The 25,027-nt window shown below is 68.2% G+C and carries 21 protein-coding genes; 14 read left to right on the forward strand and 7 right to left on the reverse strand.

What is annotated here, in order from left to right; translation table 11 throughout:
- The 3 genes from mycP to eccA all read left to right on the forward strand — a co-directional run.
- Nucleotides 1-1,172: type VII secretion-associated serine protease mycosin (mycP, locus tag AO501_RS25855; RefSeq protein WP_055580437.1), on the forward strand; the 1,172-nt coding region annotated here is incomplete at its 5' end.
- Complete coding sequence (gene eccE, locus AO501_RS25860; protein WP_055580438.1) at nt 1,169-2,761, forward strand: type VII secretion protein EccE; 1,593 nt, start codon at nt 1,169-1,171, stop codon at nt 2,759-2,761. The genes mycP and eccE, both read left to right, overlap by 4 nt.
- A gap of 29 nt (nt 2,762-2,790) precedes the next feature.
- Complete coding sequence (gene eccA, locus AO501_RS25865) at nt 2,791-4,623, forward strand: type VII secretion AAA-ATPase EccA (RefSeq protein ID WP_055580439.1); 1,833 nt, start codon at nt 2,791-2,793, stop codon at nt 4,621-4,623.
- 259 nt (nt 4,624-4,882) lie between these two features.
- Here the strand turns inward: eccA and AO501_RS25870 are convergent, their stop codons facing one another.
- The 6 genes from AO501_RS25870 to AO501_RS37420 all read right to left on the reverse strand — a co-directional run bounded on the left by AO501_RS25870 (nt 4,883) and on the right by AO501_RS37420 (nt 12,943).
- A complete protein-coding gene (locus AO501_RS25870) occupies nt 4,883-5,308 on the reverse strand; it encodes a GntR family transcriptional regulator (protein WP_231752610.1) in 426 nt (141 codons plus the stop codon).
- A 2-nt stretch (nt 5,309-5,310) separates the two neighbouring features.
- Nucleotides 5,311-7,356, reverse strand: a complete 2,046-nt coding sequence (locus AO501_RS40375) for a hypothetical protein (protein WP_055580441.1) — start codon at nt 7,354-7,356, stop codon at nt 5,311-5,313.
- On the reverse strand, nt 7,353-10,346 hold the full coding sequence (locus tag AO501_RS25880) for an ATP-binding protein (protein ID WP_055580442.1): 2,994 nt from the start codon (nt 10,344-10,346) through the stop codon (nt 7,353-7,355). The genes AO501_RS40375 and AO501_RS25880 overlap by 4 nt, the downstream gene beginning before the upstream one ends.
- A 63-nt stretch (nt 10,347-10,409) precedes the next feature.
- On the reverse strand, nt 10,410-10,697 hold the full coding sequence (locus tag AO501_RS25885; RefSeq protein WP_042910081.1) for a hypothetical protein: 288 nt from the start codon (nt 10,695-10,697) through the stop codon (nt 10,410-10,412).
- A gap of 42 nt (nt 10,698-10,739) precedes the next feature.
- Complete coding sequence (locus AO501_RS25890) at nt 10,740-11,666, reverse strand: conjugal transfer protein (RefSeq protein WP_051445784.1); 927 nt, start codon at nt 11,664-11,666, stop codon at nt 10,740-10,742.
- A 14-nt stretch (nt 11,667-11,680) separates the two neighbouring features.
- Nucleotides 11,681-12,943, reverse strand: a complete 1,263-nt coding sequence (locus tag AO501_RS37420) for a hypothetical protein (RefSeq protein ID WP_197419952.1) — start codon at nt 12,941-12,943, stop codon at nt 11,681-11,683.
- 251 nt (nt 12,944-13,194) lie between these two features.
- Between AO501_RS37420 and AO501_RS25900 the strand changes: the two genes are divergently transcribed.
- The 9 genes from AO501_RS25900 to tnpA all read left to right on the forward strand — a co-directional run bounded on the left by AO501_RS25900 (nt 13,195) and on the right by tnpA (nt 17,698).
- Complete coding sequence (locus AO501_RS25900; RefSeq protein ID WP_084954005.1) at nt 13,195-13,629, forward strand: hypothetical protein; 435 nt, start codon at nt 13,195-13,197, stop codon at nt 13,627-13,629.
- A 214-nt stretch (nt 13,630-13,843) separates the two neighbouring features.
- Nucleotides 13,844-14,272 carry a hypothetical protein gene (locus AO501_RS25905; RefSeq protein ID WP_231752611.1) on the forward strand — a complete coding sequence of 143 codons (429 nt, stop codon included), beginning with the start codon at nt 13,844-13,846 and terminating at the stop codon, nt 14,270-14,272.
- Nucleotides 14,272-15,675 (forward strand): type IV secretory system conjugative DNA transfer family protein, encoded by a 1,404-nt coding sequence (locus tag AO501_RS25910; RefSeq protein ID WP_054586032.1) that lies wholly within the window; start codon nt 14,272-14,274, stop codon nt 15,673-15,675. The genes AO501_RS25905 and AO501_RS25910 overlap by 1 nt, the downstream gene beginning before the upstream one ends.
- The gene (locus AO501_RS37425) at nt 15,672-15,953 is read left to right on the forward strand and encodes a hypothetical protein (RefSeq protein ID WP_084954003.1); all 282 of its coding nucleotides are present in this window, start codon (nt 15,672-15,674) and stop codon (nt 15,951-15,953) included. Before AO501_RS25910 ends, AO501_RS37425 begins: the two co-directional genes overlap by 4 nt.
- 40 nt (nt 15,954-15,993) lie before the next feature.
- Complete coding sequence (locus AO501_RS38450; RefSeq protein ID WP_084954002.1) at nt 15,994-16,185, forward strand: hypothetical protein; 192 nt, start codon at nt 15,994-15,996, stop codon at nt 16,183-16,185.
- Entirely contained in the window at nt 16,175-16,528 is a 354-nt protein-coding gene (locus tag AO501_RS25920) for a hypothetical protein (protein WP_055580447.1), read from the forward strand. The genes AO501_RS38450 and AO501_RS25920 overlap by 11 nt, the downstream gene beginning before the upstream one ends.
- Nucleotides 16,525-17,214 carry a hypothetical protein gene (locus AO501_RS25925; RefSeq protein ID WP_055580448.1) on the forward strand — a complete coding sequence of 230 codons (690 nt, stop codon included), beginning with the start codon at nt 16,525-16,527 and terminating at the stop codon, nt 17,212-17,214. Before AO501_RS25920 ends, AO501_RS25925 begins: the two co-directional genes overlap by 4 nt.
- Nucleotides 17,211-17,342, forward strand: coding sequence for a hypothetical protein (locus tag AO501_RS40380; RefSeq protein ID WP_254902492.1), 132 nt, complete (start codon nt 17,211-17,213; stop codon nt 17,340-17,342). The genes AO501_RS25925 and AO501_RS40380 overlap by 4 nt, the downstream gene beginning before the upstream one ends.
- Nucleotides 17,343-17,350: 8 nt before the next feature.
- Nucleotides 17,351-17,698, forward strand: coding sequence for an IS200/IS605 family transposase (gene tnpA, locus AO501_RS25930; protein WP_197419953.1), 348 nt, complete (start codon nt 17,351-17,353; stop codon nt 17,696-17,698).
- 77 nt (nt 17,699-17,775) lie between these two features.
- Here tnpA and mobF read toward each other — a convergent pair whose 3' ends face one another.
- Nucleotides 17,776-23,619 (reverse strand): MobF family relaxase, encoded by a 5,844-nt coding sequence (gene mobF / locus AO501_RS25935; RefSeq protein ID WP_055580449.1) that lies wholly within the window; start codon nt 23,617-23,619, stop codon nt 17,776-17,778.
- A gap of 243 nt (nt 23,620-23,862) precedes the next feature.
- On the opposite strand from mobF, the gene AO501_RS25940 reads away from it, so the two are divergent.
- Together AO501_RS25940 and AO501_RS25945 are read left to right on the forward strand one after the other, a co-directional pair.
- Complete coding sequence (locus tag AO501_RS25940) at nt 23,863-24,408, forward strand: hypothetical protein (protein WP_055580450.1); 546 nt, start codon at nt 23,863-23,865, stop codon at nt 24,406-24,408.
- A gap of 85 nt (nt 24,409-24,493) precedes the next feature.
- Nucleotides 24,494-25,018 (forward strand): hypothetical protein, encoded by a 525-nt coding sequence (locus AO501_RS25945; RefSeq protein WP_055580451.1) that lies wholly within the window; start codon nt 24,494-24,496, stop codon nt 25,016-25,018.
- Nucleotides 25,019-25,027: the final 9 nt, after the last annotated feature.

Here is a 25,027-nt window from a genome sequence, read left to right on the forward strand (position 1 = left end):
CGCAAACGGTGACGCTACAGCTGCCAGCCCCGCCACCGCCTCCCGAAGGCGCCGCCTGGCGCCAGGCGCCCGCGGTGGGCCGCACGGTCGTGCCGGCCGGTGCCGGTACCCGCACGGCGCCCGCCACCCCGCAGGCGCCGTGGGCCCCGCAGGACCCGGCGACCCCGGTCCCGCCCATTCCACCACCGCCACCACCGGCGGCGGCGGCGGACGGATTTTCTGGTATCGCCCCCGAGGTCGAGCTCATCTCGATCCGGCAGAGTTCGAAAGCGTTCAGCCCCAAGGAGGCGTTCTCGGGCAGTCAGGATCCCGCTACCCGGCGCAAGGCCGGGGATATCCGCACGATGGCACGCGCGATCGTGCACGCCGCCAATCTGGGCGCACAAGTCATCAATATCTCCGAGGTGTCCTGTATGCCGTCTACCGACATCATCGACCAGCGCGATCTGGGTGCGGCGATCCGCTATGCGGCCGTAGAGCGCAACGCGGTGATCGTGGCCGCGGCGGGCAACGTCGGGGAGGAGGGTGGCAATGACTGCAAGCAGAACCCCATCTATAACCCGTTGACTCCCAACGATCCTCGCGACTGGGCGCAGGTCACCACGGTGGTCAGCCCAGCGTGGTTTTCCGATTACGTTTTGACGGTGGGTGCGGTGGATTCCAGTGGCGCTCCGGTGCAATCCAGTGTGGCCGGGCCGTGGGTGTCGATCGCCGCGCCAGGCACCGACATCGAAAGCCTCTCGGCGCGCGATGACGGGTTGATGAATGCCCTGGAGGGCAGAAGTAACTCGCTGGTGCCGCAGGCGGGGACCTCGTTCTCGGCGGCGATCGTCTCTGGTGTGGCGGCACTGGTGCGCGCGAAATACCCGACGCTGACCGCCCATCAGATCATCAACCGGCTGTTGGCTACCGCCCGGGCACCGGCGCGCGGAGTCGACAACCAAGTCGGTCACGGCATCATCGACCCGGTAGCCGCGCTGACGTTCGACATTCCTGCGGGGGAACCTGTAGGGCCGCAACGACTATCAGCGCCGCTGGTGCTTCCGCCACCAGCGGTGGGCCGCGACATGACCCCGGTATGGGTGGCCGCTGCCGGAGTGAGTGGCATCGCGATGCTGTCTTCGGTGATCCTGGGCTCGGCGGCGCTGATCCGCAAAGGACAACGCCCGTGACCGCGACCTTTCCCTTGGGGCTGGCGCTGGGGTGGGCTCGGCTGGTCAGCGTTTTCGTCGCCGACATGGCGCTTCTGGGTGTCGGTGTGAGTGCTGCCGGCCGGCCCGGCTGGTGGACAGCCCTGGTGGCTGCAGTGCTGCTCAGCGCAGCGGCGCTGGTGTGCTGGCGCGGAGCCCCCCTGCTGACCCTGGGATGGCGGGCGCTGCGGGCACACCGCGCCCACCTAGGCGTCCCGGCCGGGCAGCTCGATGATCACGAACGCACCTTCGGTGCTGGGCCGGTCGGAATCCGCGCCGTAGGAACGCACCTGGTTGCTGTGGTGGCCGTTGACGGCCAGCCACACAGTCCCTCGGTGCTGGATTATCCCCGCGTGGTGTCGATGACATCGCTGCCGCTAGCAACGGTGGCCGACGCGCTGCGCCAATTCGACGTCACGTTGGCGGGCATCGACGTCCTGAGCGCAGGTTCGCGGCGCGCGGGTAAAACCCATCACCCCTATGCCGAGGCATATTCCAGCGAAGTCGGTGATCATCCCGCGGTGGGGCAGCGTCAGACCTGGCTGGTGATTCGCATCGACGCCTCGGCCAGCGCGCGAGCGATCGTGTGGCGGGAATCGGTAGCCGCCACCTTGGCGGCTGCGGCGGAGTCGCTGGTCCACGAGCTGGGCAGGGTGCGCATCGGCGCTCGGGTACTGTCCGCCGAGCACATCCGGGCTGCCGATGAGGCGCTGCTGGCCGGGGTCCAAGCAGCAGCGCTGCATCCGGGGTGGCGTCGGTTACGTCACTCCGGGGGCTACGTGCAGACGTACTGGATGTCACCGCACGACATCACCACCACCAACATCGACCGGTTGTGGGCTCCGGATAGCGAGGCGACGGTCGTCAGCATCCAGCTGCGGCTGACTCCCGAGGGCGACCCCACAGTGGGTGTGGCGGTGCGCTATCACACCGGCTACCCGTTGGCCGAGGCGCCGCTGACAGGTCTGAACCCGTGGACGGGCCGCCACGACCTCGCACTGGACACCGGATTGCTCGTCGCGGCCTGTCCGGTCAAGGTGCCCGCGCGGCGGGTGTCTGCCGATGAAGAGCTGCGAGCCCCGATCGGCGCCACCGGCATCATTATCGGCGCCACGGCCACCGGCCATCCGCTGCTGGTCGATCTGAGCGTTCCCACCGCCACCGCCACGGTCACGATCGCCGGGGAGCCGGCCTTGACGGTGGCGATCGCGCGCCGCGCGGCCGCCACCGGCTTGCATGTGCTGGTATGCACCTCGCACCCACAGCGCTGGCAGGAAGTCACTGCCGCGGGCCTACAGGTCATCGACGCCGCGGCGCTCGCGCAGCGCTCCTGGTCGCCGGGCCAGCGTGTCATGGTTGTCTTCGACGACGTCGACGAGCCGGCGCCGAGGGCCGCTACGGTCGTGCTCTACACGGTGCCGGCGGACTCGACTAGCAGCGCTGATGTTCACCTCAAGCAGGACGGGCCCGATCATGCGCTCCTGCGCACCTGGGCGATCGCTGACCGGCTGCACATCGACATCACCGACGAGCGCCGCCTGCTCACCGCTCGGCCCAGGCGCGCAGCCTAACCTCTATCACCACCATCGCGGGAGCCACGATGACAACCACGGGGTCAGAGACTACGGTACGCAACGCTTTTCGGCGCGGGCTGCTGGCCTCAGGTATCGCCGTCGGTGGGCTGGTGCCCAGCCACAACGCGGCGGTGGCCGCCGAGATGTTCCGGTCAGCGACCCAGGCCGATCCCGGCGTGTGTGACGGTTGGCTGGGGCGCCTGCTCGCCGGTGAGGACAGCCTCGACGTGCTGGCTGGGGCGTGGGCGGCCGCGGAAACCTTCGGCTGGGAAGTGCGCCGCCTCGGAGTGCTGGGTCCTGATTTCCGGCCAGCCGCATTCGATGGGCTGTTTTTGCAGCTGCCGGTGTCTTCGGTGTTCGCGCTGCGCTGCGCTTATGCCGCCGCGCTGATCCGCGCCCACCACTACAGCAAGGCCGATGAGCTGCTCACCGCGGCACGGGTACCGGCTGACCCGTTCGATGCGGACACCCACACCTATGTGGCGGGGTTACTGCACTTTCGCACTCAGCGTTGGACCGATGTGCTGCGCCTGTTCCCGGTTGAGAAACGTTGGATGCTACCGCAGTACGAGTGCGCGGCCACGGCGATGGCCACCACCGCGCTGGCGTCTCTGGGAGTGTTCGAGGATGCGTTTCGGCGCGGGCAAAGCGCCGCCGGCGATGACCGGGTGCCGGCGGCGGCCACGGTGGCGCTCTACACCCAGGCGATGTGCATGCGCCATTTGGGGCGCGAGGAGGAAGCCGCGCAGCTGCTGCGCCGGGTGTACTCGCGGGATCCGAAGTTCGCGCCCGCCCGCGAGGCGATGGACGACTCCACGCGCCGGTTGGTGCTGACCGACCCCGAAACCATTGAGGCGCGCACCGATCCGTGGGATCCCGCCAGCGCCCCGAACCGGGTTGATGCCGAGGTGGCCCGCGACGCCGAGAAAGCTTCCAAATACCTGGCCGAGGGCCAGGCTGAATTGGACGCGATGCTGGGTATGGCCGAGGCCAAGGGCGAGATCAAACGTATTCGTTCGACGACGAAGGTGAACCTGGCCCGGGCCAAGGTGGGGTTGCGGGTGCCGGTGACCTCACGGCACACGCTGCTGCTAGGTCCTCCCGGCACCGGAAAGACTTCGGTGGCAAGGTCTTTCACCAAGCAGTTGTGTGGGTTGAAGGTGCTGCGTAAACCGTTGGTGGTGGAGACCAGCCGCGCCAAACTGCTGGGCCGCTTCATGGCCGATGCGGAGAAGAACACCGAGGAGATGCTGGAGGCAGCCCTGGGTGGGGCGGTGTTCTTCGACGAGATGCACACCTTGCACGAACGCGGCTACTCCACCGGCGACCCGTACGGCAACGCGATCATCAACACGCTGCTGCTCTACATGGAGAATCACCGCGACGAGCTGGTGGTGTTCGGCGCCGGCTACGCCAAGGCCACCCAGCGCATGCTGGAAGTCAATCAGGGTCTGCGACGGCGGTTTTCGACGGTGATCGAGTTCCACAGCTACACCCCGCCCGAGCTGGTCGAACTGACCAAACTGATGGTCGCCGAGGACGACGACACCACCACCGACGCGGCTGTGGAGGTGCTGCGCGGCGACTTCGAACGGTTCTACACCGACGAAAAGCTCACCGAGGACGGTGATCTCATCCGCGGCATCGACGTGCTCGGTAATGCCGGATTCGTGCGCAACCTGGTGGAAAAGGCGCGCGATCACCGCAACGACCGCCTGGACAACGCCGAACTCGACGAGCTGCTGGCCGCCGAAGACCTCGACATCACCGACGAGCAGCTGCAACGATTACGCGAGTTGACCGCGCAGGACCTGGCCGAAGGGCTACATGCTGCGGTGTCGGAGAAAAGAAGCGAGTAGCCAACACCTTTCGGACAAGCCGGAGGAACCGGCTATCCGAACGCAGTGATGAGTTGGCGTATCTGGCGTATTCTGCTTCGGCCCGCTCGATGGAGAATTCGACGCGCTGCAACCGATCCTGGTAGACGCGGGGCTTGTTCGGCGCGGGTGATCATCTCGGCGTCGAGCTGTATGCGGGCCGCCGCGTCAACGCAGTTATCCGGACATAAACTTTGGCGTCGCGCACCGTCGTGAAGTCTGTCTGCCCCGGATGACGACTCTAGGCCGGGCCGCACGTGCGGCGGGCACGAGCCGCACGATAGACGTTTTGGAGCGCCGCGTACTGGTCCTGGTTCAACACACGGCCGTTGAGGTGCTCGATGAGCGCCACGACGGCAAGGACGTCGCTGGTGCCCCAAGGTTGGATGGGCGAGACGCTCTGATCTTGACCGACGACGAATACTCCTCGCCCATGCTCTGCTCGCACGAGGCCGCTGCGGAGCAAGTGTTCGATGGCGTGCCGCACGGTCATACGCGCGACGCCGAAGTGCGCCACGAGCGCGGCTTCGGAGGGAAGCCGATCCCCGGGCACGTACCTTCTCCGTTGGATGGCCGCGGAAAGCAAGGCCGCAATCTGTTGGTACACAGGCCGATTGGCTGTCCGATCGATTGTGCCGAGATGTTTCGTCTGATCGATGTGCTTCACGGTCAGCGGCCTTTGACCGGAGTTTGGCCGGGTGCGGGGCCGCCCGGTGTGGCGGTGTCGGGTGCCGCCGCAGGTGGTGGGATGTGCCTGGGGTGGCGTCCGTTGGCGGGGGCCGGTGCTGGTTCAAATTTGGGTTTGGGCGGCGTAGCGCGTGATGCCGCGGGGCGGGGCTGGCCGTGGTCGGGCTTGTTGTCGTGGGGGCGGTGCAGTTTGTGTGCGACGTGGGCGGCGACGGCGGCGCCGGCGACGACTTCGGGGGCGGCCACGGTGGCGGCAGCCTCGCCTGCAGTGGTTGCGGTTGCGGCGGCGCGTGCCGTCGTGCTGCCGGCGCTGGCTGTGCGGGCAGCAGCGGTGGTGCTTGGGGCCGCGGATGTGGTGGTCGGCGAGGCGGCGGTAGGGGTGGGACCGCTGGGTGGGGTCGGCAGGTGGGGTTTGCGGCCGCGCCCAGGTGTGGGGGGCCGCCCGCCGGGGGGTCGGCCGCCGGCGGGTGCTCCGGTGAGGGGTTTGCCGGAGTCGCCGTCGGAGGTGGTACTGGTGTTCCAGGGTGCGCGGGCACCTAGGTCGCGGCCGCGGTCGTATGTGTCGCGGCCGCGTTGGTAGCCGTCGCGGCCGTGGCGGGCAAGCTCGGTCACGGCGTGGGTGAGTTCGTGGCGGTTGTGGTCGCCGAGTTGGTGTTTGAGCCAGCGGAAGGCGCCGATGGCGGCTGCTGAGAACAGGGAGATCATGATGAGTCGGGCCAGCGGGTGGGTCATGCCGACTTGGTCGGCGTAGCCGCCGCGGGCGGCCATTTTCAGCACGATGAGCGCTGTTACGGAGATGTAGAGGGTGTAGGCGAACAGCAGCGCGGCGTGTTTGAAGAACAGGGTGAGGCGGCGGGCGGCGCGGCGGCGGGGTGCGCCGTGGATCATGGCGGGTCCGGCCGCGACGACGGAGAGCAGCGCGTTGAGCAGGGCCGCGCAGCAGGCCATGACGTAGCTGTAGGTGACGTAGCAGATGAACAAGGTGAAGATGGCGCCGAGCAGGCTGTAGAACAGGCCCAGGGCCAGGTTGGCGCCGTCGAGGTGTTGGGCGAAGCTCAGCGCCTGCGGGGCTCCGCAGCGGGTCATGGCGTGCGCGGGCCCGGCCAGGTCGCTGGGGTCGTGCGGGGTGAGCATCGCGGCGGTGTAGGCCTGGCCGCAGCCGCCGATGTTGTCGATGGGTTCGCCGAAGTTCATCAGCTGCAACGGCATTCGCACGGTGGCATCGGCGATGAGCCCGGTCAGGTGTTGCAGTTGGGCTCCGCCGCCGCCGGGGGTGATGGCGCCGTTGTTCAGGCCTGCTTGGGCGACGGTGAAGGCGAGGTTGCGTCCTTGGGTCAGGAGCCCGTTTTCGCGGTAGAGGTCGGATAAGGGGTCACCGGTGAGCATCGTGCCGAGAATGCCGACGGCCGTGGTGGACAACATGATTCCGGCACCGAAGCCTTTGCGGCCGTGCCAGAGCAGGTGGTAGGCGCCGACCCCGAGGCCCAGGGTCAGGCAGATGGGGAAGACCCACAGGTCGGCCAGGATGGTGCGTAGTGTTTCGAAGATCGGGCGCAGCCAGGTGGTCAGCCAGTAGAGCCAGGTGTTGGACATGGCGAAGCGCATCAGCCACAGCGCCAGGGTGATCATGAAGATGTAGGCGGCGGCCTGGGCGGAGAGCAGCTCGGCGACGGCTTCGTGGGTCAGGCCGGTGCTGAGCGCGTTGGCCAGCCAGCGTGCCCAGCTGGAGGGGTCGGCGGATAGGCCGGGGCCGGCTTTGGTGATCGCCTCGCTGGTGGAGACGACCGAGAGGTAGTAGTTGCCGACGGGGACGCCGTAGCTGTCGGTGATGCCGGTCCAGTTCAGGGCTCCGCCGATGGTGGAGGCTGCGGCCGGCGGCGCGGCCGCCACCGACCAGCTGGCCAGCCAGTGCAGGGTGAACCACACGGTGGCGGCGCGGCGCAGCCGGGGTCGGGTGGCCAGTTGGTAGCCGAGGTATTCGGCGGCGCGTCCGGCGGTGGTGGTGGGTGCGGCGGGGGTGGTGTTCATGCGGCTTGGCCTGGGGTGGTGTCGTAGGCGCGGTGCACGCCCGTGTCGGGTTCGGCGGCGACCCAGATGGGGGATTTGCGGCGGAATTCGTCGACGAAGAATCCGTAGCCTTGCCGCTGGCCGCGGTGAGCGTCACCTGCGGTGGTGTTCTCGTCGTGGTTGTCGAAGGTGGTGGGGTCGCGCATTTCGTGGGCGCAGGGTTGGGCCAGGAAGAATTCTTCGATGTCGCCGTAGTCGTCGGCGCGGATACCGACTTTGCCAGCGACTTGTCGTGCGAGGTCGTCGTTTTCGAACGGCATGATCAGTTGTTGGGTGATGAATTCGTCGCCCATCAGGGCGAGGTCTTTGATGGGGTTCTGGGTGATGATCAGCAATCCGGTGTAGTGCTTGCGAGCGCGGCGGCTGATCAGGTGGGCGTCATCGGCGCCGGCGCGGCTGTTGAGCAGCCCGGCGGCTTCCTCGAGGACGATGAGCCCGAAGCGCTGCGGGTCGGCGAAGAAGGTGACCCGCGCCAGGCGCACCAGCATGCCGTAGATGGCGACTGAGGCGCGCTTGCGGTCCGACAGGTTGGCGGCCAGGTGCGGGGTGCTCATTTCCTCGGCGGTGGGCAGGTCCAGGCTGCCGGTGAGCCAGACCGTGACATCGAGGGTGGCCAGGTCGGGCACGGGCAGGGTGTCATCGAAGATGGCGCGGGTGAAGTCGTAGGTGGCCCAGGATTGCAGGGCGGCCAGGATGGGGGCGAGGTCCTCGGCGAGCCGGATGACCTGCGGTGCGCGGTCGTCGGGCCCGGTAGCGGGTGCCTGGATGCGGCTGATGTAGCTCATGAGAGCGGCGGTGCTGGTGATGTCGAGGGCCGCCGCGACGTCGGCTTGCAGGATGGCGCGCAGGCGTTGCACGGCGACGCTGCGGCGGTCCAGGCTCATCATCGGGAGCATGTAGTCCAGCCAGTAGGCGGCGGCGACGTCGGCGGGGAAGGTGCGCAGCGGGTCGCAGCTGAACTGGTCACCGGCCATGTCGATGACGGCTTTGTTGGGGACGTCGGCGAGGGCTTTTTCCCATTCGGTGCCGGGGTCGATGATGAATGCTTGTGCTCCGCGCTGGATTTCGGCGCGGGTGATGCGTTTGGCGGCATAGGATTTGCCGTAGCCCAGGGCGCCGCTGCAGACCAGGCAGGGGTTGCGGTTGCGGCGCGCGGTGCCGGGCAGGTCGAGCAGGACCGCGCTGCCCATCGCGTTGTGTCGGGTGAATCCGAGCAGGATTCCGGTGCTGTTGCCGACCATCGAGGAGGTGATCGGCACGAAGCGTGACCATTTGCGGGTGGTGGTGGGTTCGCTGAATTGGTCGGCGCCGGTTTTGTGGTGGGGTGCGCCGGGGTTGAAGGCGGCCCATAGCCGGGTTTGGGCGCCGCGGTAGTGACGGATGGCGATTTGGCCGGAGCCGGTGAGTTCTTCGCGCAACCGTTTGACGCTGTAGTCCAGGGTGGCTTGGTCGGGGGCGCCGACGGCGATCAGGAAGGCGGCTTGCAGGGGGCGTTCGTCGATGTTGGCGTCAAGTTGGCGGCGGTATTCGGCGAGTTGGTGTGCGGTGGTGAGCAGTTGGGCGTCGCCGTTGGCGACGTCGCGGCGCTGGGTGAACTGGTCGTCGAGGTTGCCTTTGGCGCGGTCGTTGCGCACCGATTCCATTTCGCGGCTCAGCGTGACGAGGTTGACGGCGAAGTCGAAGACCGCACCGGTGTCCAGGTCGTCGAGGGCTTGCAGGAATTCCGAGCCGGGGAACACGATGCCGGCCTTGGGCATGTCGACGACCGGCAGGATGGCCTGGTAGCTGTCGGGGTAGAGGCCATCAGGGCTGGCCACGCGCAGCGTTTTCACCGTCGACGGGATGCGGCGCACACCAGCGGTCCAGGCGCCGGCGGCGGCCACGGCCGCCGTGGCGGTGATCGCGGCCAGTGCGGGCAGCCCGGCTACGGCGCATACCGCGGCAATCACGCCGAGGATGGCCGCGCCCAGGTGCAGCGGCAACGCGCGCCCGCGGTGGTGGTGCTGGTCACCGGTGTCGAAGACCGCCTCGGGCAGTGTGGTGCCCTCGAGGCGACCGATCGCGTTGTGGTGGCGCGGCATGGGGTTGTCGAACACCCCACGCCAGGCGTTGTGCCGCCAAAACCAGTTGGTCATGTCTTCGGTAACCGCTACGGGGGTGAATTCTTCGGGCAGGGCGGTGATGACGTCGTGGGACAGCCGCTGGTAGGCGGCCACCGAATTGTCAGAGTCTTTGTCACGGCCAATCGCCCAGTCGCGCAGTTTGGCGGCTTGCCCCATGGGGCTGTGCCCCGCGCGGCCGGCGTCGACGGGGATGGCCAGCCAGAAGATGCGGGTGCGGGGGCGTTGCTCGGCGAGCACGGGCGCCATCTGGCGGCACGAGTTGATCCACTGCGGCTTGTCGCGGTGCCCGGCGAGCATGGCCCGCAGCAGCTGACGTTGACTTTGGGGCACGGACAGGCCGTAAATCCATGTCCCGGCGGGGATTTCACGGGCCAGGGTTTGGTGGCGGTCCGCCACCCCGGTGCGCCGTTTGGTCGATTGCAGATAGTAGGGCAGACCCGACAGCAGGTAGTGGGCGTAGACGCCGTGGCGGGTGAAGCTGAGGTTGCCGATCACGGTGTGCGGGGGGGCCAGCAGCGGATCACCGGTGCTGGTGACCTGCCGCGGGCACACGGTGCGCCACAGGCTGTGCAGGCGAAAAAGCAGGCTGGGCCGCCCACGTGGCAGCAGTGCGGCGCCACCGGCGGCGGTGGCGGTGATCAGTGCCCCGCCGATCAGGGTGGCGCGGGCGTGCCCGGAGTCGAGCATCGCCACGGTGAGCGCCACGGTCAGGACGGCACCGCCGTAAAGGCTGATAGCCACCGGCAGCCGCAGCGGTTTGTTGAACAAGATGTTGGTGTAGACGGGGATGTCGTGCACACCTTTGAACAGCTGTGCTGATTCGGTCATGGGAAGGCTCCTGAACCCGCTGTCGGGTGCGGTGTGTCGGGGGTTGTTGCGCGCGATGGGGTGTTATTGGCCGAATTGGCCGGTGGTGATGCCAGTGCGGTCGGTGGTGCGTTTGGCCGAGGTGTAGATGGCGTAGCCCGAGCCCACGACGACGGCCACCACAACGGCGACCAGGGCCCAGGCGACGGTTTCGCCGATGCGTCCGCCGAAGAAGGCGCCGGCGGCGCGGGTGCCCCCGGCGAGCAGGATCAAGATGACCAGGACGCCGACACCGATGGTGTAGAGCGAGTGGCTGCCAGAGACCAGGTCGGTGGCAGCCAGCAGGGTCGGGGCGGTGGTAGCGAGAAACATTGGTGAATTTCCTTTCGTGGGTGGGGAATTGGGTGTCGCATGTTAGCGCGGCGCTGCGGCCGCGGCGGGGATGACGGGGGTCAGTTCGGCGCCCGCGGCCAGTAGCGGTGCGTAGTCCAGGCCGGTGACGCTCCAGCGGCCGGAGGTGACTTTCAGCGCGATCGGGTAGTCCAGTTGCACGGGGGCAAATTGGGCGGTGACGGCGCTGACGGTGGCCAGCACATGCAGCGTGGTGCCCTCGGCGGGCACCGTGTCTTCGGGTGCGGAGTGGTTGGCAACGAGTTTGGTGACTTGGGCCGAGCGGTAGTCCGCGGCGGCCAGGAGTCCGGAGTCAGGGGTGACGTAGCGTTCCAGCCCCGGCGCAGCGGTCAAGAAGCTGCTAACGAAGCCGCTGACGGTGGCGAAGGCCGGTGAGGTGGCAGCCAGGGCGCTGGGGTAGCCCAGGGGTGCATCCGCGCCGACACCGGGGCCGTTGATGCGGGCGGGTAGCGCGTTGGCCCGCACGCCGTAGCGGGTGTAGAGGACGGGCAGCCGGTAGTAGGTGGTGTGGGGGGTGGCGGCTTCAAAGGGCCGTTCGGCCACGGTGATGACCACGCTCCATTGCTGGGTGGTGTCGTTATCGCTGACCAGGGTGACCGCCGAGACCGCGGGGGAGCTGACGATCACGGCCGGGGTGGTGGGCAGGCGCAGCGGTTCGTGCAGTGACCAGCAGTCGTGCAGGGACTGCTGGCGGGCGGCGGTGGCGGTCAGCCAGCGGGTCACGCAGTCCTGGGCGTAGGAGCCGACCAGGGCGGTGCGGTTGACCGCGCTGCGGGCGGGCCCGTCGACGTCGATCGGGTCGTCGGTGATCCAGCCCCAGATGGTGGATAGGGCCACGACGCTGCAGGCGCTCAAGCCCACGGCAGCCACAGCGCGGCGCAGGCCGGTGCCGCTGGCCTCGAGTCGGTGGCGCCAAGTATTGGTCAGCATGGCGGTGCGCCTTCCTATTGGGGTGGGTGACCGAAGATCTTGATCGAGGAGATGGCAAAGGAGTTGTCGGCGGGGTCGGTGCGGGCGGGCTCGCCGGTCAATCCAGGTAGCACCGCGGGACTGCCCGCCGGTGGCGGCTCGGTAGCGGCCGGGCCGAGGACGTCGCCGAACAGCCCGCCGGAACCGGGTGCGGGGCTGGTGGTGGGGGCGGCGTCGGCGGGGGCGCGGCCAGTTTCCTGGATGAGCAGGATGACGCGGGAGGCCAGCACACCGCGCTCGGGCAGGGCTTTGGTGGCTTCGCCGTGCACACTGCCGGTGTCCTGAGAGATCGCGGTGGGTGGGCTGTCGTTGAAGCTCCATTGCACCCGGGTGGCGACGCGGTGTTGGTGCCACTGGTCAACCCCGGAACTGTCGGTGCCGACCCAGCCCGGCGTCAGCGAGACGGCGGTGATGAGCATGCTGCGCCCGAGGTTGAGCACGACGAATTCACCGGCGTTGCCGCCGGTCACGCACACCCATGCCTGAGTGGGGTCAGGGCTGGCCGCGGCCTGGGCGGCCGTCGAGCCAGGAAGGCAGCCCACCGAGGTCGCCGTGAAAGGGATCGTCGAGTCATGCTCCCCGGCCCCGGCGATGGTGGTGGGGGCGGCAACGACACTGAGGTGGGTGGTGGGCCCGCCGGCCTGGCCGGTCTCGGCGACGTGCGGCTCGGTGCGCATGGCCATCAGCGCTCCGCTGGCGACCAGGGCCGCGACCGCGGTCGCCCCGACGAAGCCGGCGGCGATCTTCTTGTTGTAGCGCGCCGCAGCCGGCGCCGCGGTGTCTTTGGTATCGCTCACCGCGAGGTCGTCGCCGGTGGGCTGCGCCGCGCACGCGTCGGGGCTGTCGAGCGCGTCGGTGTCCCCTTTGTTGGGGCCGCTGTCAGCGTCGATGTCGTTGTCCGGCTTGGGTGAATCCAGATCGACGGGGGCCAGATCGACTGCGCTGGAATCGTTTTCCTGCGGCGGATCATCGACGTGGTCATGCCCATAGTGGGTGGTTGCGCCGATGCCGGCGGGCGATGAACCGCGCGGCGCCGCAGATTCTGCAAAACCGGTAGGAGTCTGGTCGCCGGGGTCCTCGGCGGGTCCGGCGTCGTCGATGTCGGGCGGGTCGAGGGCACCGGGATCGTCGGGGTGCGCCAGGACACCGACTCCGGAGTCGTCAACCTCAAGATCACTGAGGAAGTCAAGGGAGCGGTCCACGAAGTGGACATCGTCGTCGGTGGATGGCCCGGTCATCGCCGGTGCCCGATCGGCATCGTCGCGGCGCACGCCGTGGCGATCACTGTTATCACAGCAAACTGTCGTGTGACGATGCGCAGGACGCGAAGCCCCGGACGCCACCCGCACATCGTGGCGGAACCGACACCCCTGAAAACATTGTGCACCATCGGCCGTATCCCTTTCTTCTTGGCTCAGCCTAAGGGATGCACTAACTCATATTCGACAGTTGTAGCGAAATACTTGGTCGGGTTGTTACGGTCTTTTCTGTGAAAGCAATACCTGCCGACGGGATCGAGCGGTTAATGTTCTTTCTGGAGGACCGTCTGGCACAGCTGCGATGGACCCGCCAGGACCTGGCTGCCGCAGGCGGCCCAGCCCCCTCGACGCTGCGCAAAGCGCGGCTGCGCGAGGGACTGTTTGCGCCGCGGACGTTGGCGCAACTGGACTTCGCCCTGGGATGGCAAGAAGGCTCCGCGGAAGCCATCATGGCCGGCTCAAGTCCCGCGGTGCGAATATCAGACCTGGTCAACTCGTGTTCTGCGGGCATGGAGGCGGCGCTCGCCGACAGCGAACGCTACCTGGTGGGGCGGTATGCGATGGAGTTGAAAAAGTTCCTCGACGATGTCGCGTTAAGGCTGAGCGGCTTTTACACTGAACCTGTACCCACCGCGGAGGGCGGCCCCGATGTCCGTCCCCGCTGACAGGTTCGACGAGATCCGCCGCAAGTGGATCGCCCGTAACCAACGGACATTTATATTCCAGAAAAGGCGCGCCGAATTGTTGGCGCGCCAAATTAGGGACCGCGATACACAACGTACCGGCGCCCGTGTCGATACGGCCGATGATGACGTTATTCATCCGTGGTATATGCGGCCGGTGAAAACACCGTACGCAATGCTGGATTGGGCTATTTTGATGACCGGCGCGGTATTGGCACCGATCGGATGGCCGGTCGGTAAAGCGTTATCGAAAGCCATTGTGCAGCTAATCCCCGATGAGCTGCGGTCCTACCCGGTGGCGGCGTTGCTGTGGTCCGCGGCGCTGATCGGTGCCCCGATGCCGCTGATCTATGAGCCGGGGGAGTCGTTGTCCTCGGCGGTGCTGGCGCCGTGGCTTGCCGCCCAGATCCCGGCCGCGCTGCTCATCGCCGGCCTTTATGGCATCGCCGAAGGCTGGCTGGCTGTCGACGGGGCCCGGGATTGGTGGCCGATGAGCCCGGCCGAGGAAGCCGAGGAGATCGATTTCGGGTTCACCGGACCCGACGACATGACCGGGCCCGGGATCTTCCCCACCGGTGAAGATGACCCACCGGGTGACCCCAGCCCACCTAGAAGGAGACCCTGATGTCGCTCCGCTCGCCGTCCCCGTACTGCGGCTTTCACCGCCGAGAAGACAAACTGTCGTTGGCCGCCGGCGCGGCGCACGTGCTGGTGTCCGCGCCCACCGAGACCGGAAAAACCCGCGCCGTGCTGGCCCCGGCCGCCGTCCTGTGGGGCGGGCCAGCGGTCTGCGTGTCCTCCAAAGACGACCTGATGTGGCTGGTCTGTCAACGCCGTTGGGGACCAAAGCAAGTCATCGACCTACGCCCGGACTACTCCGCGGCCTACCCCGCGGACGTGCAGGTGCGCTCGTTTGACCCTACCGCGCTGATCACCACACCCGATGAAGCCGTGACGGTCGGCAACACGATGATGCAGATGGCCGCAGTCGGGACCGGCTCGGGCATCGATCAGGTCTCCGACGCCGGGCTCTGGGAGAACAACACCGAAGCCCCCCTGGCCGCGATGCTGTACGCGGCCTCACCGTGCGGCAACGGCAAAGGCATCGGCTGGGTGCTGCTAGCCACCGACAACATGGAAAAAGACGACAAGAAGCCCGACACGCCGGGCTGGCACGCCGCCGCACGCCAAGTCGAGAACCTCCCGTTGCTTCGCAACGGGCTGACGCGCACCCTGGCCATGGATGCCCGCATGCGCGACAGCATCGCGCTGACCATGCGCAAAGCGGTCACACCGTGGATGCGCCTGGCACTGCGCGGCAGCACCGATCCCTCGTTCGACGAAACATTCCTCGACCAGCCTGATGCCACGCTGTTCATCCTCGCCCCCGCTGAAGGCGCGATCGCCGGCGCCGCCGTCACCTTGCTCGAGCACCTTGTGCGCCGCTGGCGCGGCAAAACTACCCGCAAAGAAATGCTGCACCGGCTACTGATCACCGTCGACGAGGCCGCCAACGTCGCCCCCATGCCCGCACTGCGCCGACACGTCTCGGAAGGCCGCGGCCTCGGAGTCAACCTACTGCTCTCGGTGCAGGCCTCGTGTCAGTTCGACACCGTCTACGGCAGCGCCTATGCCCGGGAGCTGCGCGCCACGTTCCCCGCAGCCCTGATCATGTACGGCGCTGATGAAATGGAGATGCTGCAACGCGCCGAACAATGGTCCCGCGAAACCACCCGCCGCCAAGAATCGTTCGATCAGGCCAGCGGCGCCAAAACACTGTCCTCGCACCTAGGCCCGAGTCTGGACTACCGCAGGCTGCTCCCTCAAAACGTCGGCCACGCACGGCTGCTGCACCGCGGCACCGCCGGCATCGCCACCGAACTGCCCGACTGGCCCGAATTTGTGCGCCGCTACGACCACGCCATAGACACCCTACTCAAAAGCGTTGCACCACAGGTCAAACCACAAACACCGTGGGAATGGGTAGTCGCGCGCCACCGGCGCGCAAAAAAAGCAGGAGAACGATGAACGCGGCACAGCTGCGCGCAGAACTGATCGAGGTCCTCGCCGGCACGCACGAGCCGATGACGACCAGCGCGGCGCGTAGCGCGCTGAGCCAAAGAGCCGGCGACCGGGTGCGGCCGGTAGTTGCCGAAGAGGTCTACCGGGCACTACTGATCCTGCAACGCCACGGCGCAGTACGCCGCGTTCACGACCAGCCAGGCCGGCTGTCCCACTGGGAGCTGACACACAACGCTCAGCCACGAGCAGAGCAAGTCGATGAGCACCCACGTCTGGGCAGATGAGCGTAAGCCGGCCACATCTACTGCTGTTGCGGGAGAGGCCATGTGGATCGTCGCAGTCGACGCCCTGGTGGTTGTGGTGTTGACGCTGATTTTCAGCTGCATCGCCGCTGGTGAGAACGAACTGACGACATGGCCAATGCCCGCGGGGCAGGTCTGCGGGCCCGCCGGCGTGCGTAGCTGTGTTGTCACGGCGGGGATTTCGATCAACACGGAGGGATGTCGTGAACGATAAAACAGAGACAACCGCTGACGCCGGTGCCGGCGTGGGCCCGCTCGACCAGGCAGAAACCATTAAGCCGGACAGGTATATCGCGACCGTCGAAGCCGAAGCGCTCCAATTGACCTCGGCGTCGGCAGCGACCATCGTCGAATGGCTGGGACTTGCTGACCGGTGCTGCTTTCCGGCTGGGGTCAACCCGGCCACCGGCGCCGACGAACCGGGCTATCTTCTGATCCCGACGCCGATCGGTGATGTGCGCGCCGACCTCGGCGACTACGTCGTGCAGCTCTCCGGCGGGGCGGCCTGGCCCTGCAAGCCCGAGGTATTCATTGCGGCCTACCGACGGCAACCATGACCCGCCCGCACACCGGCACACCTGCGGAGGCCACGGCGCATCTGCCGCTGCTGCTGATCGGACTGCGGTGGCTGCTGGACACCGAACAACCAGCCGGAGCACTCATCTGCCCGCGCGGCCAGACGTTGAACTCCGTCGGCAACCGCAGACTGAGATTCGCCCCGGAAGGGTTCGATGGCCGCCCGGCGGTGGTCGTCGAGGTCAGCGACGCTGACCGGCCCTCCACCCGTAATCCGCGTAACACGTTGAGTGAGAGCGAGATTGACGATTTTGCGTTTGTCCTGAGCGAGTGCGGCGAACATGTCGGCGCAGCGTGGCGCGACGACGCGCACCGCAGTGCCGCATTAGCGCTGGCCGCTAGCGCGCCATCGTCGTTGCTGGCAGCCGCAGCGCGGTACCGACAGGGCTGCCCAACCCACAGCGGTGCGCCGTGGTGCTGTAGCTGGTATCGCGACGGATCGCAGCGCGCCATCAGCATCCACGATGTGCACCGCGCGGCGGTGCAGTGCTCGCCGTCCGACGTGGCCACCGGTGAGCCAGACCTCACCGCTGCGGTGAGGATCGCACGCCGGCCCATGCACCCACCTCGATCCAGCGGGTCGAGACGCAGCGCCGGTAACCGCGCGGGAAGGCACCCGATGGTGTTTTCCGACCGATATGTACTACGAGGCAAAGGATTACGATGAACGACGCACGCAGGTTCCCCTGGCTCAGCGGGTTGATCGCCGCCACGGTGATAGCTCTGTGGTTGCTCTACGTCGTCCTGCACGGCATGGTGACGATGAGCGTGGGTGTTGCGGCCATCGACGGGTGAGTCGAGGCTTGACGAAATACCGCCGGAAAGTGTTCACCGACGACATGCTCACCTTCTGCGAGCACACCATGGCCGAGGTGTGTGCCGACCTGGGCGCCGAGTTGGTCGCCTTCAACGGCGAGGCCGACCACGTGCACCTGCTCGTCTCCCACCCGCCCACGCTGGCGATCTCCACGCTGGTTCAGCGGCTCAAGGGCCGCACCGCATACGCGGTGCGCCGCGAGTACACCGGCGCGTGTGTCCGCGCTCGCATGCGCGGACACCTCTGGTCGCCGTCCTACTTCGCCGTCTCCTGCGGAGGCGCACCCTTGTCCATCATCAAGCAATACATCGACGGACAAGCCCGACCACTCTGAACGCCGGGCTACGCCCGCCGACAAACGGGATGGGCTCACCCCGGACTGAAGTCCGAGGCTTGCGCCCAAGATTCCGGTCAGAGGTCGATGCCGTAGCCGCGGTCGATGTGGCGGTCTGGGGTGGTGAGGTTGTCGATGTGGGCGGCGGCCTCGGCGATGTCGCGTAGGCGGTCGACGATCTGGGTGCGTTGGCGTAGTAATTCGACGGCTTGGTCACGGGTGGCGCTGGTTGCGCTGGTGGTGGCGAGGTGGTGTTCGGCGCGTTCGATGGCAGTGCGCGGGGCCGGGTCTGGGTCGGGTTCGGGGGTGCCGAGTTGGTGGGTGGTGGTGGAGTTGTGGTGCAGCGCGGCGATCAGGGTGTGGGCGGGTCGGTGGTGGTGGTCGCCGGTGGTGATGAGGATGAGTTTGGTGTTGGTGGCGGTGGCGGCCGCGGTGAGCCAGTGCAGGTTGTCGGTGCTGAGGTGGTCGGCGTCGTCGACGACGATCAGACTGCCCAGAGGCAGTTTCAGGGGCGTCTTGCCGAGTGTGGTGCGGGCGCTGTCGATGTGGCCGCTGGCGTCGGCGTAGCAGTGGTGGGCGGCGTAATCGCGGGCTGCCGGGCTGGCGGTCAGCGCGAGCACACGGTGATTCTGGTCGTGTGCGGTTGCCACGAGCGCGGCCAGGGCACCGTGCTTGTCGGCGCCGGGGTGTAGGTGCAGTGCTTGCACGGTGTGGATGTTGGCGGTGATCGCGGTAACGACGCGGCGGTGGGTGTCGTCGAGGTCGCCGAGCGCGGTTTCGGGCGGGTAGTAGAGGGCTCCGGGGCTGACGGTGCTGGCGGCCTGCAGGTAAGCAACCTCGGCGCGTAATTGGTCGATGTCGGTCGCCAGATCGTAGGCGTGGGTGGGGCGCTGCGCCAGGGCGCGGGCCGCCCCGGCTTCTGCGCGGCAGAGTTGGTCATCGAGGGTGCGGGCGTTTCGGCGGGCGTCGTTGAGGGCGGCGGTGTCGGTGGTGATGGCCGCGGTGCGGCGGGTGTGGATGTGGTGTTCGGTGACGATGCCGTGCGGGCCGCCGGCGGCGTCGAGCAGGGTGGTGCGGGTGTCGTCGAGTCGGGTGCGCGCAGTGTGTAGCGCGACAGTGATGCGCTCGGTGTTTCCGGTGACCTGGTCGCGGTGGGCGCGGTAGCGGGCGGCGGCACCGTGATCGGCGCGGCGGGTCGCCGCGGTGATGGCGGCGTCGAGCTGGTCGAGCAGCGTGGCGTGCAGCGCGGCGGCGTCTTCGGCCTGCACCCACCGGGTGTGGGCGTGGGCCAGCGCCTGGTGCAGGGGCCGCTGCTGGTGGTGGCGGCGGCGCAGGTCGGCGAGTTCGGCGGCGGCGGCGTGTTCGGCGGGTCCACCGCCCCCGCCCAGGATGGCTTTTTCCAGCTGGCGCAGGTGGCGGTAGGCGGCGTCGCGGCGGGCGCGCAGAGCGGGGATGTCAGTGTTCTCGGCCAGCTCAGCACGCAGGGGCCGGTGGTGGGGGAGGTCGTCGAAGTCCAGGCCGGCGAGGTCCTCTTCGGCGAAGCTGTAGGGGAAGTCGGTGGGGTCGGGTGGCGGCTCGCCCAGGTGCTCCTCGAGCCCGTAGTCGCCGGTGGCGAACAAGTCGAGTTGGTCGCCGACCGCCTGTGTGTGCTGGGTGTCGGCGGGGTGCGGTACGTCGGGGTCGAGGGTGGCGGCGTGGTGGGTGAGCAGCTCGACGCGGTAGGTCAGCAGGCGCGCGTACTGGTCGGGGCGCAAAGGCTTTTCGGCGTTGATGTCGTGCAGGTGTTCCGCGGCGGCGGCGAGCAGATCAGCCGGGGGCCAGTCACAGGCGGCCACCGCGGCGACCAGGGACGGCCAGGCGTAGTCGGTGATGATCGCTTCGGCGACGACGGTGCCGAACAGACCGTGTAGCGCCGCGGCCCAGGCCGGTCGCAGGGTGGTGTCGGCGCGATCCAGCGACGGCGGGGCCAGGGTGCCGGCCAGACGCCACCACAGGGCGGCGGCGGGCATCTCGGACGGGAGTGGGCCGTGCGCGGCTAGGGCGTCGCGCAGCAACGTGTCGATGTCGGCGCCGGCCTGGGCGGCGTCGTTGAAGTGGGTGGCCAGGCGCGGCCAGAACGGGTCTGCGGTGAGATGTCGGTCGTGGTTTTCGGCGAGCTGGCGCCAACGCGCGGCGTCGGTGTTGGCTCGGGTCAGGGCGGCGTCGAGGCGGGTGTTGATGAGCTGTTGGAAGACCTTGGAGCGGTTGGGGTGTTGTTCGGGGCCGGTGATGCGGGTGTCGGCCTGATCGACGCCGTGGGCGGCCCGGAAGACGGCGATTTCGGCCATCAGAGAGTCGCGCTGGCCGAGCAGTGGGCGGGCCCACGCCGGTGCGGTGGCAGCCCCCCACCCGCGGGCGGTGGAGCGTACGGTGTCGGCGAGTTCGGTGACCAGTTCAGCCCGCGCGCGCAGGCACGGACCCCACACGTCATCGTTGCTCAGGACCGCCGGTGTGGGGTTGAGCCAGTGCAGCGGGGCAGGTTGTGGCGCAGTGGATTCGCCGCAGATGGGCAGGCGCCAATCCAGGACGGCGGCAGGATCCACCGCATCACCGAGTCCGGTGGCCGCGGCGTGCTGCAGGGCGGCGACGGGGTCACCTCCGCTCAGAGCGAGCAGAGCCAGGTTGCGGCGCAGCACCGGCCAGGCCGGGGCGTCGGTGACGCGGGTTCCGAGGCCCGCGGCCGCGGTGTCGATGGCGGCCATGACGGTGGTGCCGGCGCGGTGTTCGGCGCCCGCAGAGAGCGCATCGGCATACATCGCGCACGCTTGGTGTAACCGGGTGAACGGGTCGGCGTCGAGTGCGGCGGCGGTGTGAGCGGAGATTTGTGCGCCGTCGCGGCCGAGAATGGTCGTGAGCACGTCGACGGCGGTCGGTGGGTGGGTGGCTTTGGGCGCCAGGATGCGGTGCGGGTCGGATTCGGCGGTGGAGCCGTAGAAGTGGTTTTCGGTGCGTCCGCGGGTGCCAGCGACGTAGAGCTGCTGGCGGGTGAGCCGGTCGGAAATGACGGTGTGGCAGGTGCCTTCGACGTCGCGCCCACCCGCGGTCATGCCTTGGGCGGCGTTGATGGTGGAGGCGTAGCCCAGGGTGGTGTTGGTGGTGACGTAGCGGGCGGGTAGCCGCACCGGGCTGGCCGCTCCGCGCAGCGGGACGACGGTCAACGAGCCGTCGTCGTGCACGGTGCGAACTGTCCAGCGGTGCCCGTTTTTGACCCAGCCGCCGCGGCTGGTGGTCCGTATCCAGCGGGCGTTCTTGCGGGTGGCGATGATGTCGCCGGCCGAGGCGGTCAGCCCATCAGCGAGGGTGACGGTCGCTGCGGCTTTGGGTGTGCTCGCGTCGGTGCCGGCGGCGGTGAGACGGTCCAGTCGGGCGCGTTCGTTGAGTTGGGCGACTAGCTCGTTGGTGGGAGCCAACAGGATCGAGTCGCGCCCGGCGGCACGGTCGGCGGCCCAGGCGTCGTAGGCCATGTCCGCGGCGTGTTGATCGGCGCCGACATGAACGCGGCCGTGGTCGATGTAGAAGCCGATGCCGGCGGGGTCACCGTTGCGGATGGCCAGGCTGGCGGCGGCTTCGGCGTGCCCGGTTTCGGGGTGGGTGAAGCGCACGACGGTGCTCAGGGTGACCGCATTGTGGCGCTGCGCCAGATCGCGCAGGATGCCGCCGGCCGAGATCGACGCCAACTGCTCATCGTCGCCGATGAGGCGCACGCTGGCACCGCGCGCTTCGGCACAAGCGCGGAGGGTGTCCAGGTCGGCGGTGGAGGCCATTCCGGCTTCGTCGACGATGAGCAAACTGTCGGCGTTGATGGTGTCGAACCATCGGCGGGCGGGGTCGTCGTGGGGGGCTTCGGGTTGGTCTGCCCGGGTGCCGGTGAGCTGGACCAGTTTGGCGAGGGTGTCGGTGTCCGAGCCGAGGTCTTCGGCCAGGACTTCGGCCGCTCCGGCGGTGGGGGCCAGGCCGATCACGGTGCCGCCGCTGGTGCGCCAGGCTGCCGCGAGGGCGGCCATGGCGGTGGTTTTGCCGGTGCCTGCGGGGGCGAGCGCGAGTTGTACGCGGGCCCCGGAGGTGGCCATTTCGCGGACCATGGCAATTTGTCCGTCGTTGAGGGCCACACCGGTGTTGGCGTGGGCTTCCAGCAGCGCCACTTCGATGCTGTCGGCGTCGATGACACGGCCGTCGGTGCGGGCGGCGGCGGCCAGGATGCGCCGCTCAGCGGCCAGGATGGCCTCGCTGGTGTGCAGGGTGGTGTCGTGGCGGGTGTACACGCTGGAACCGTCGGCGCGGCGCAGGGCGGCGGGTTCGTGTTTGTCGGTGTCCGCGTGGCTGGTCAGGACCAGACTGTGCCCGCGCAGGGCGGCCGTGACGATGCGGTCGACCAGTTCGGGTCCGCCGGGGTGATCGGCGTAGCGCAGCTGGCGGTGGGCTTCGGCGCGGACGTGGTTGATGGTCCAGGTGGCGCGATGCTCGGAGACGGTGTCGATGACGTGAGCGGCCTGCTGGTGTACCCAGCTGTCGCTGATCGGGACGTGGTGTGCCGGTGCGTGATTGGTGACCGCGGCGACCATGTTGCCCAGCGCGCGCTGGCTGCCCAGGACCTCGACGGCTTGGACGCGCCAGGTGTGGCGCTGCTCGGCCAGGGAGCGGGGTTCGTGTTTGGCTTGCCGTGTTTCCAGGGTGGCTTGCTGAGTCAGGGCGAGCATCTCCACGGCGGTGGGTTCGCGGCCGTGTTCGGTGTGGAACCCCTTGGCCAGCTCGCCCACCCGGTGGTCGATGGCGGCGCTGCGTGAGGAGTATTTCTCGTTGAGTTCCTCGGGGATGCCGTCGATTTCACGGACCGGTCGTTTACCGCGCCGGGACTGCCGCGCGGTGAACCGCACCCGCAGTTTTTCGACCAGCAACGCTTCGATGCGGGTGTTGTAGAACTCCGAGGCCGCGACCGCGGCACGGTGCAGTGTCGCGCCGTCCAGCGCCATCCACCGGCCTATTCCGTCGGGGCCGATGACGTGGACCTTGTTGCTGACTGCGGCGTGGGTGTGCAGGTTGGGGTCCCCGGCCCGGGAGTCGCGGTGATCGAAGGCGGCCACGATCAAACCGGTGGTGTCGACCTGGGCGATGCCACCGGCTCCCATGCGGGAGAACGCGGCGTTGTCTTCCAGGAATTCCAGGGTCTCCTCCACCGCCTGGTGGTGGCAGTCCTCGATCGCGGCGGCGATCGGCGGTGCCCCGATGGCCCACAGCGTGGAGACCGATTTGACTGGGGTGAAGGTGAGGTCGTAGCCGGCTACCGCGGTGGAGGCGGCGCGGGAATTGGCGGCGATGAAACCGGACAGTTCCCGCGCGTCCGCCGGTGGGCGAGCGTAGGTTTCGGTGAACAATTCCTGCCCGACCGCAGTGCGCAGCCGGGCCCGGATGTCGGGGGCGATGCTGGCTGAAACGTCGGCACCGATGGTGAGGTTGTAGTCGCGGTAAACCTCGCGAAGCCTGGTGACGAACCGGTTTTCTTTGCCGTCGACATGGAACGGCCGGCCCAGCCGCGCGGCCATACTCGCCCCGGCCGCACCGGCGCCCAGCTTCGTCAGAAGACCGGTGATCTGTTCGGCGTTGGGATGTAAACCCTCACCGAACAGCGCCTTCATCTGCTCTTCGCCGACCTGCGAGCCAGCCGGCACGCCCCAGTACTTGGCGACCAGCGGATCACAGGCGTAGCGGGCCAGCGGAGTGGCCAGTGCCGCCAGGCCGCGGCCCATCCACCGGCCCGGGGATTCCCCCTTTTCGGTGTAGTACTGCGCCAAAGTGGGGCGGCCACGCTCGGTGGCATCAGAGGCGGCGACTTGGCGGATCAAATAGAGATAGCCGTCGCCGGCGGTCAATTTATGTAAGCCCATCACTGCGTCATCACCTGAACCTGAAACTAGGGGCGCCCCCGCCCCCAGATAACGGCCGTTACCGAACCGTTACCTGAGTGCAAGAGGTGTGATGTTCGGCGCTAGGGAAAAGTTAGGGCACCCTAAGTGCCGTTCGGGTGGGCGGTGAGTGATCGGGTGCAAAGCCTGGTGTGGGGTGCGGTCGGAAAGATTCTTGGCTTGCGTTGCGGCGCTGGGGGGTTGGTGGGGCTTAGCGTGTGATTCATGGCGAACACAGTGATCAGCAAGCAGGCCCGCCGCGCAGCGCGGCAGGCCGCCAGCGCCGCCCAGGATGACGTGGTGCGCCGCACCCGGGCCAACGTCGAGGATCTGGGAAGGTTTTTCTCCGCGCGGGAGCGGGTTGAGGCCGTGGACGGGTGGCTTGAGGCGCGCCAGCAGGTGTTGCGCGAGGATGCGCAGCGTCGCCGCGGTGCGCAGCGTGTGGTGTGCGGGCAGGCGCTGGCCGCGATGCGCGATCGGGGGGAGAGTCTGCGTGAGATCGCGCGGATGGCCGCCATATCCGAAAAGCAAGTCCGCGAACTGATTCTGGAAGCCGAAGCGGCCGCTCAGAATGACGGGCCGGTGGTGCAGGACGGGGCGGCAACGGCGGCGCAGCCGCCGGCCTCTGACGATGCGGCCGCTAACGATGCGGCGGCACAACCGGTCGCTGACCCTGCGGGCGGTGCCGTCGAGGCGAACGGGGCAGCGTCAGACGCGATCCGAAGCGTGGCCGCTGTGAAGGGGCTGGCGTCGTCGGCGGCGACGGCCTGAGAAGCTTCGATGTCGGTGCCCGCGGCGAGGATGGGTGCGGGTGCGGCAACCGGGCCGCGCGCAGGCATCGAAACGCAGTGGGGTCATGGGACGTTCGCAACCGCTACAGCTGGTCGTTGATCCGGTCGCGCATGCCGAAGAGCTGGCGCGCTTTGAAACCCACGTGGTGCGCGGCCCCGGAGCAGAGGATTGCGCGATCTGGACCGGCGCGGTGGGAACCGACGGCTACGGCAGGTTCTGGGTCGGCCGCGGGTCGGACCGGATCATGGTGCGCCCGAACCGGTATGCCTTGGCGGCCGCTCTGGAAGGCGAACCGTTGGCACCGTGGGTGCGCGCTCTGCACGGCTGCGACAACCCGGCGTGCGTGCGGGTGAGCCTGCCCGGCGAGGTCGGTCTGCTGCACATCGTGGGCGGGACTCAGCGCGACAACATGGTGATGATGGCCCGGGCCGGTCGCGGCGGCGGGAGGGTGCCGATCCGGCAGGGCGACAACGGTCTTCGCGCGCGCCGCGAGCGGGCGGTGGCGTTACGCGAAGCGGTGCGCCACGGGTGGGACGCCGAAGCGGTGAGCGCGGCGCTGCTGGGATCGGGTGATCCGACGCTGTGGTGAGGTTTCGTC

Source organism: Mycobacterium gordonae, from assembly GCF_001417955.2.
GTDB lineage: Bacteria > Actinomycetota > Actinomycetes > Mycobacteriales > Mycobacteriaceae > Mycobacterium > Mycobacterium gordonae_B.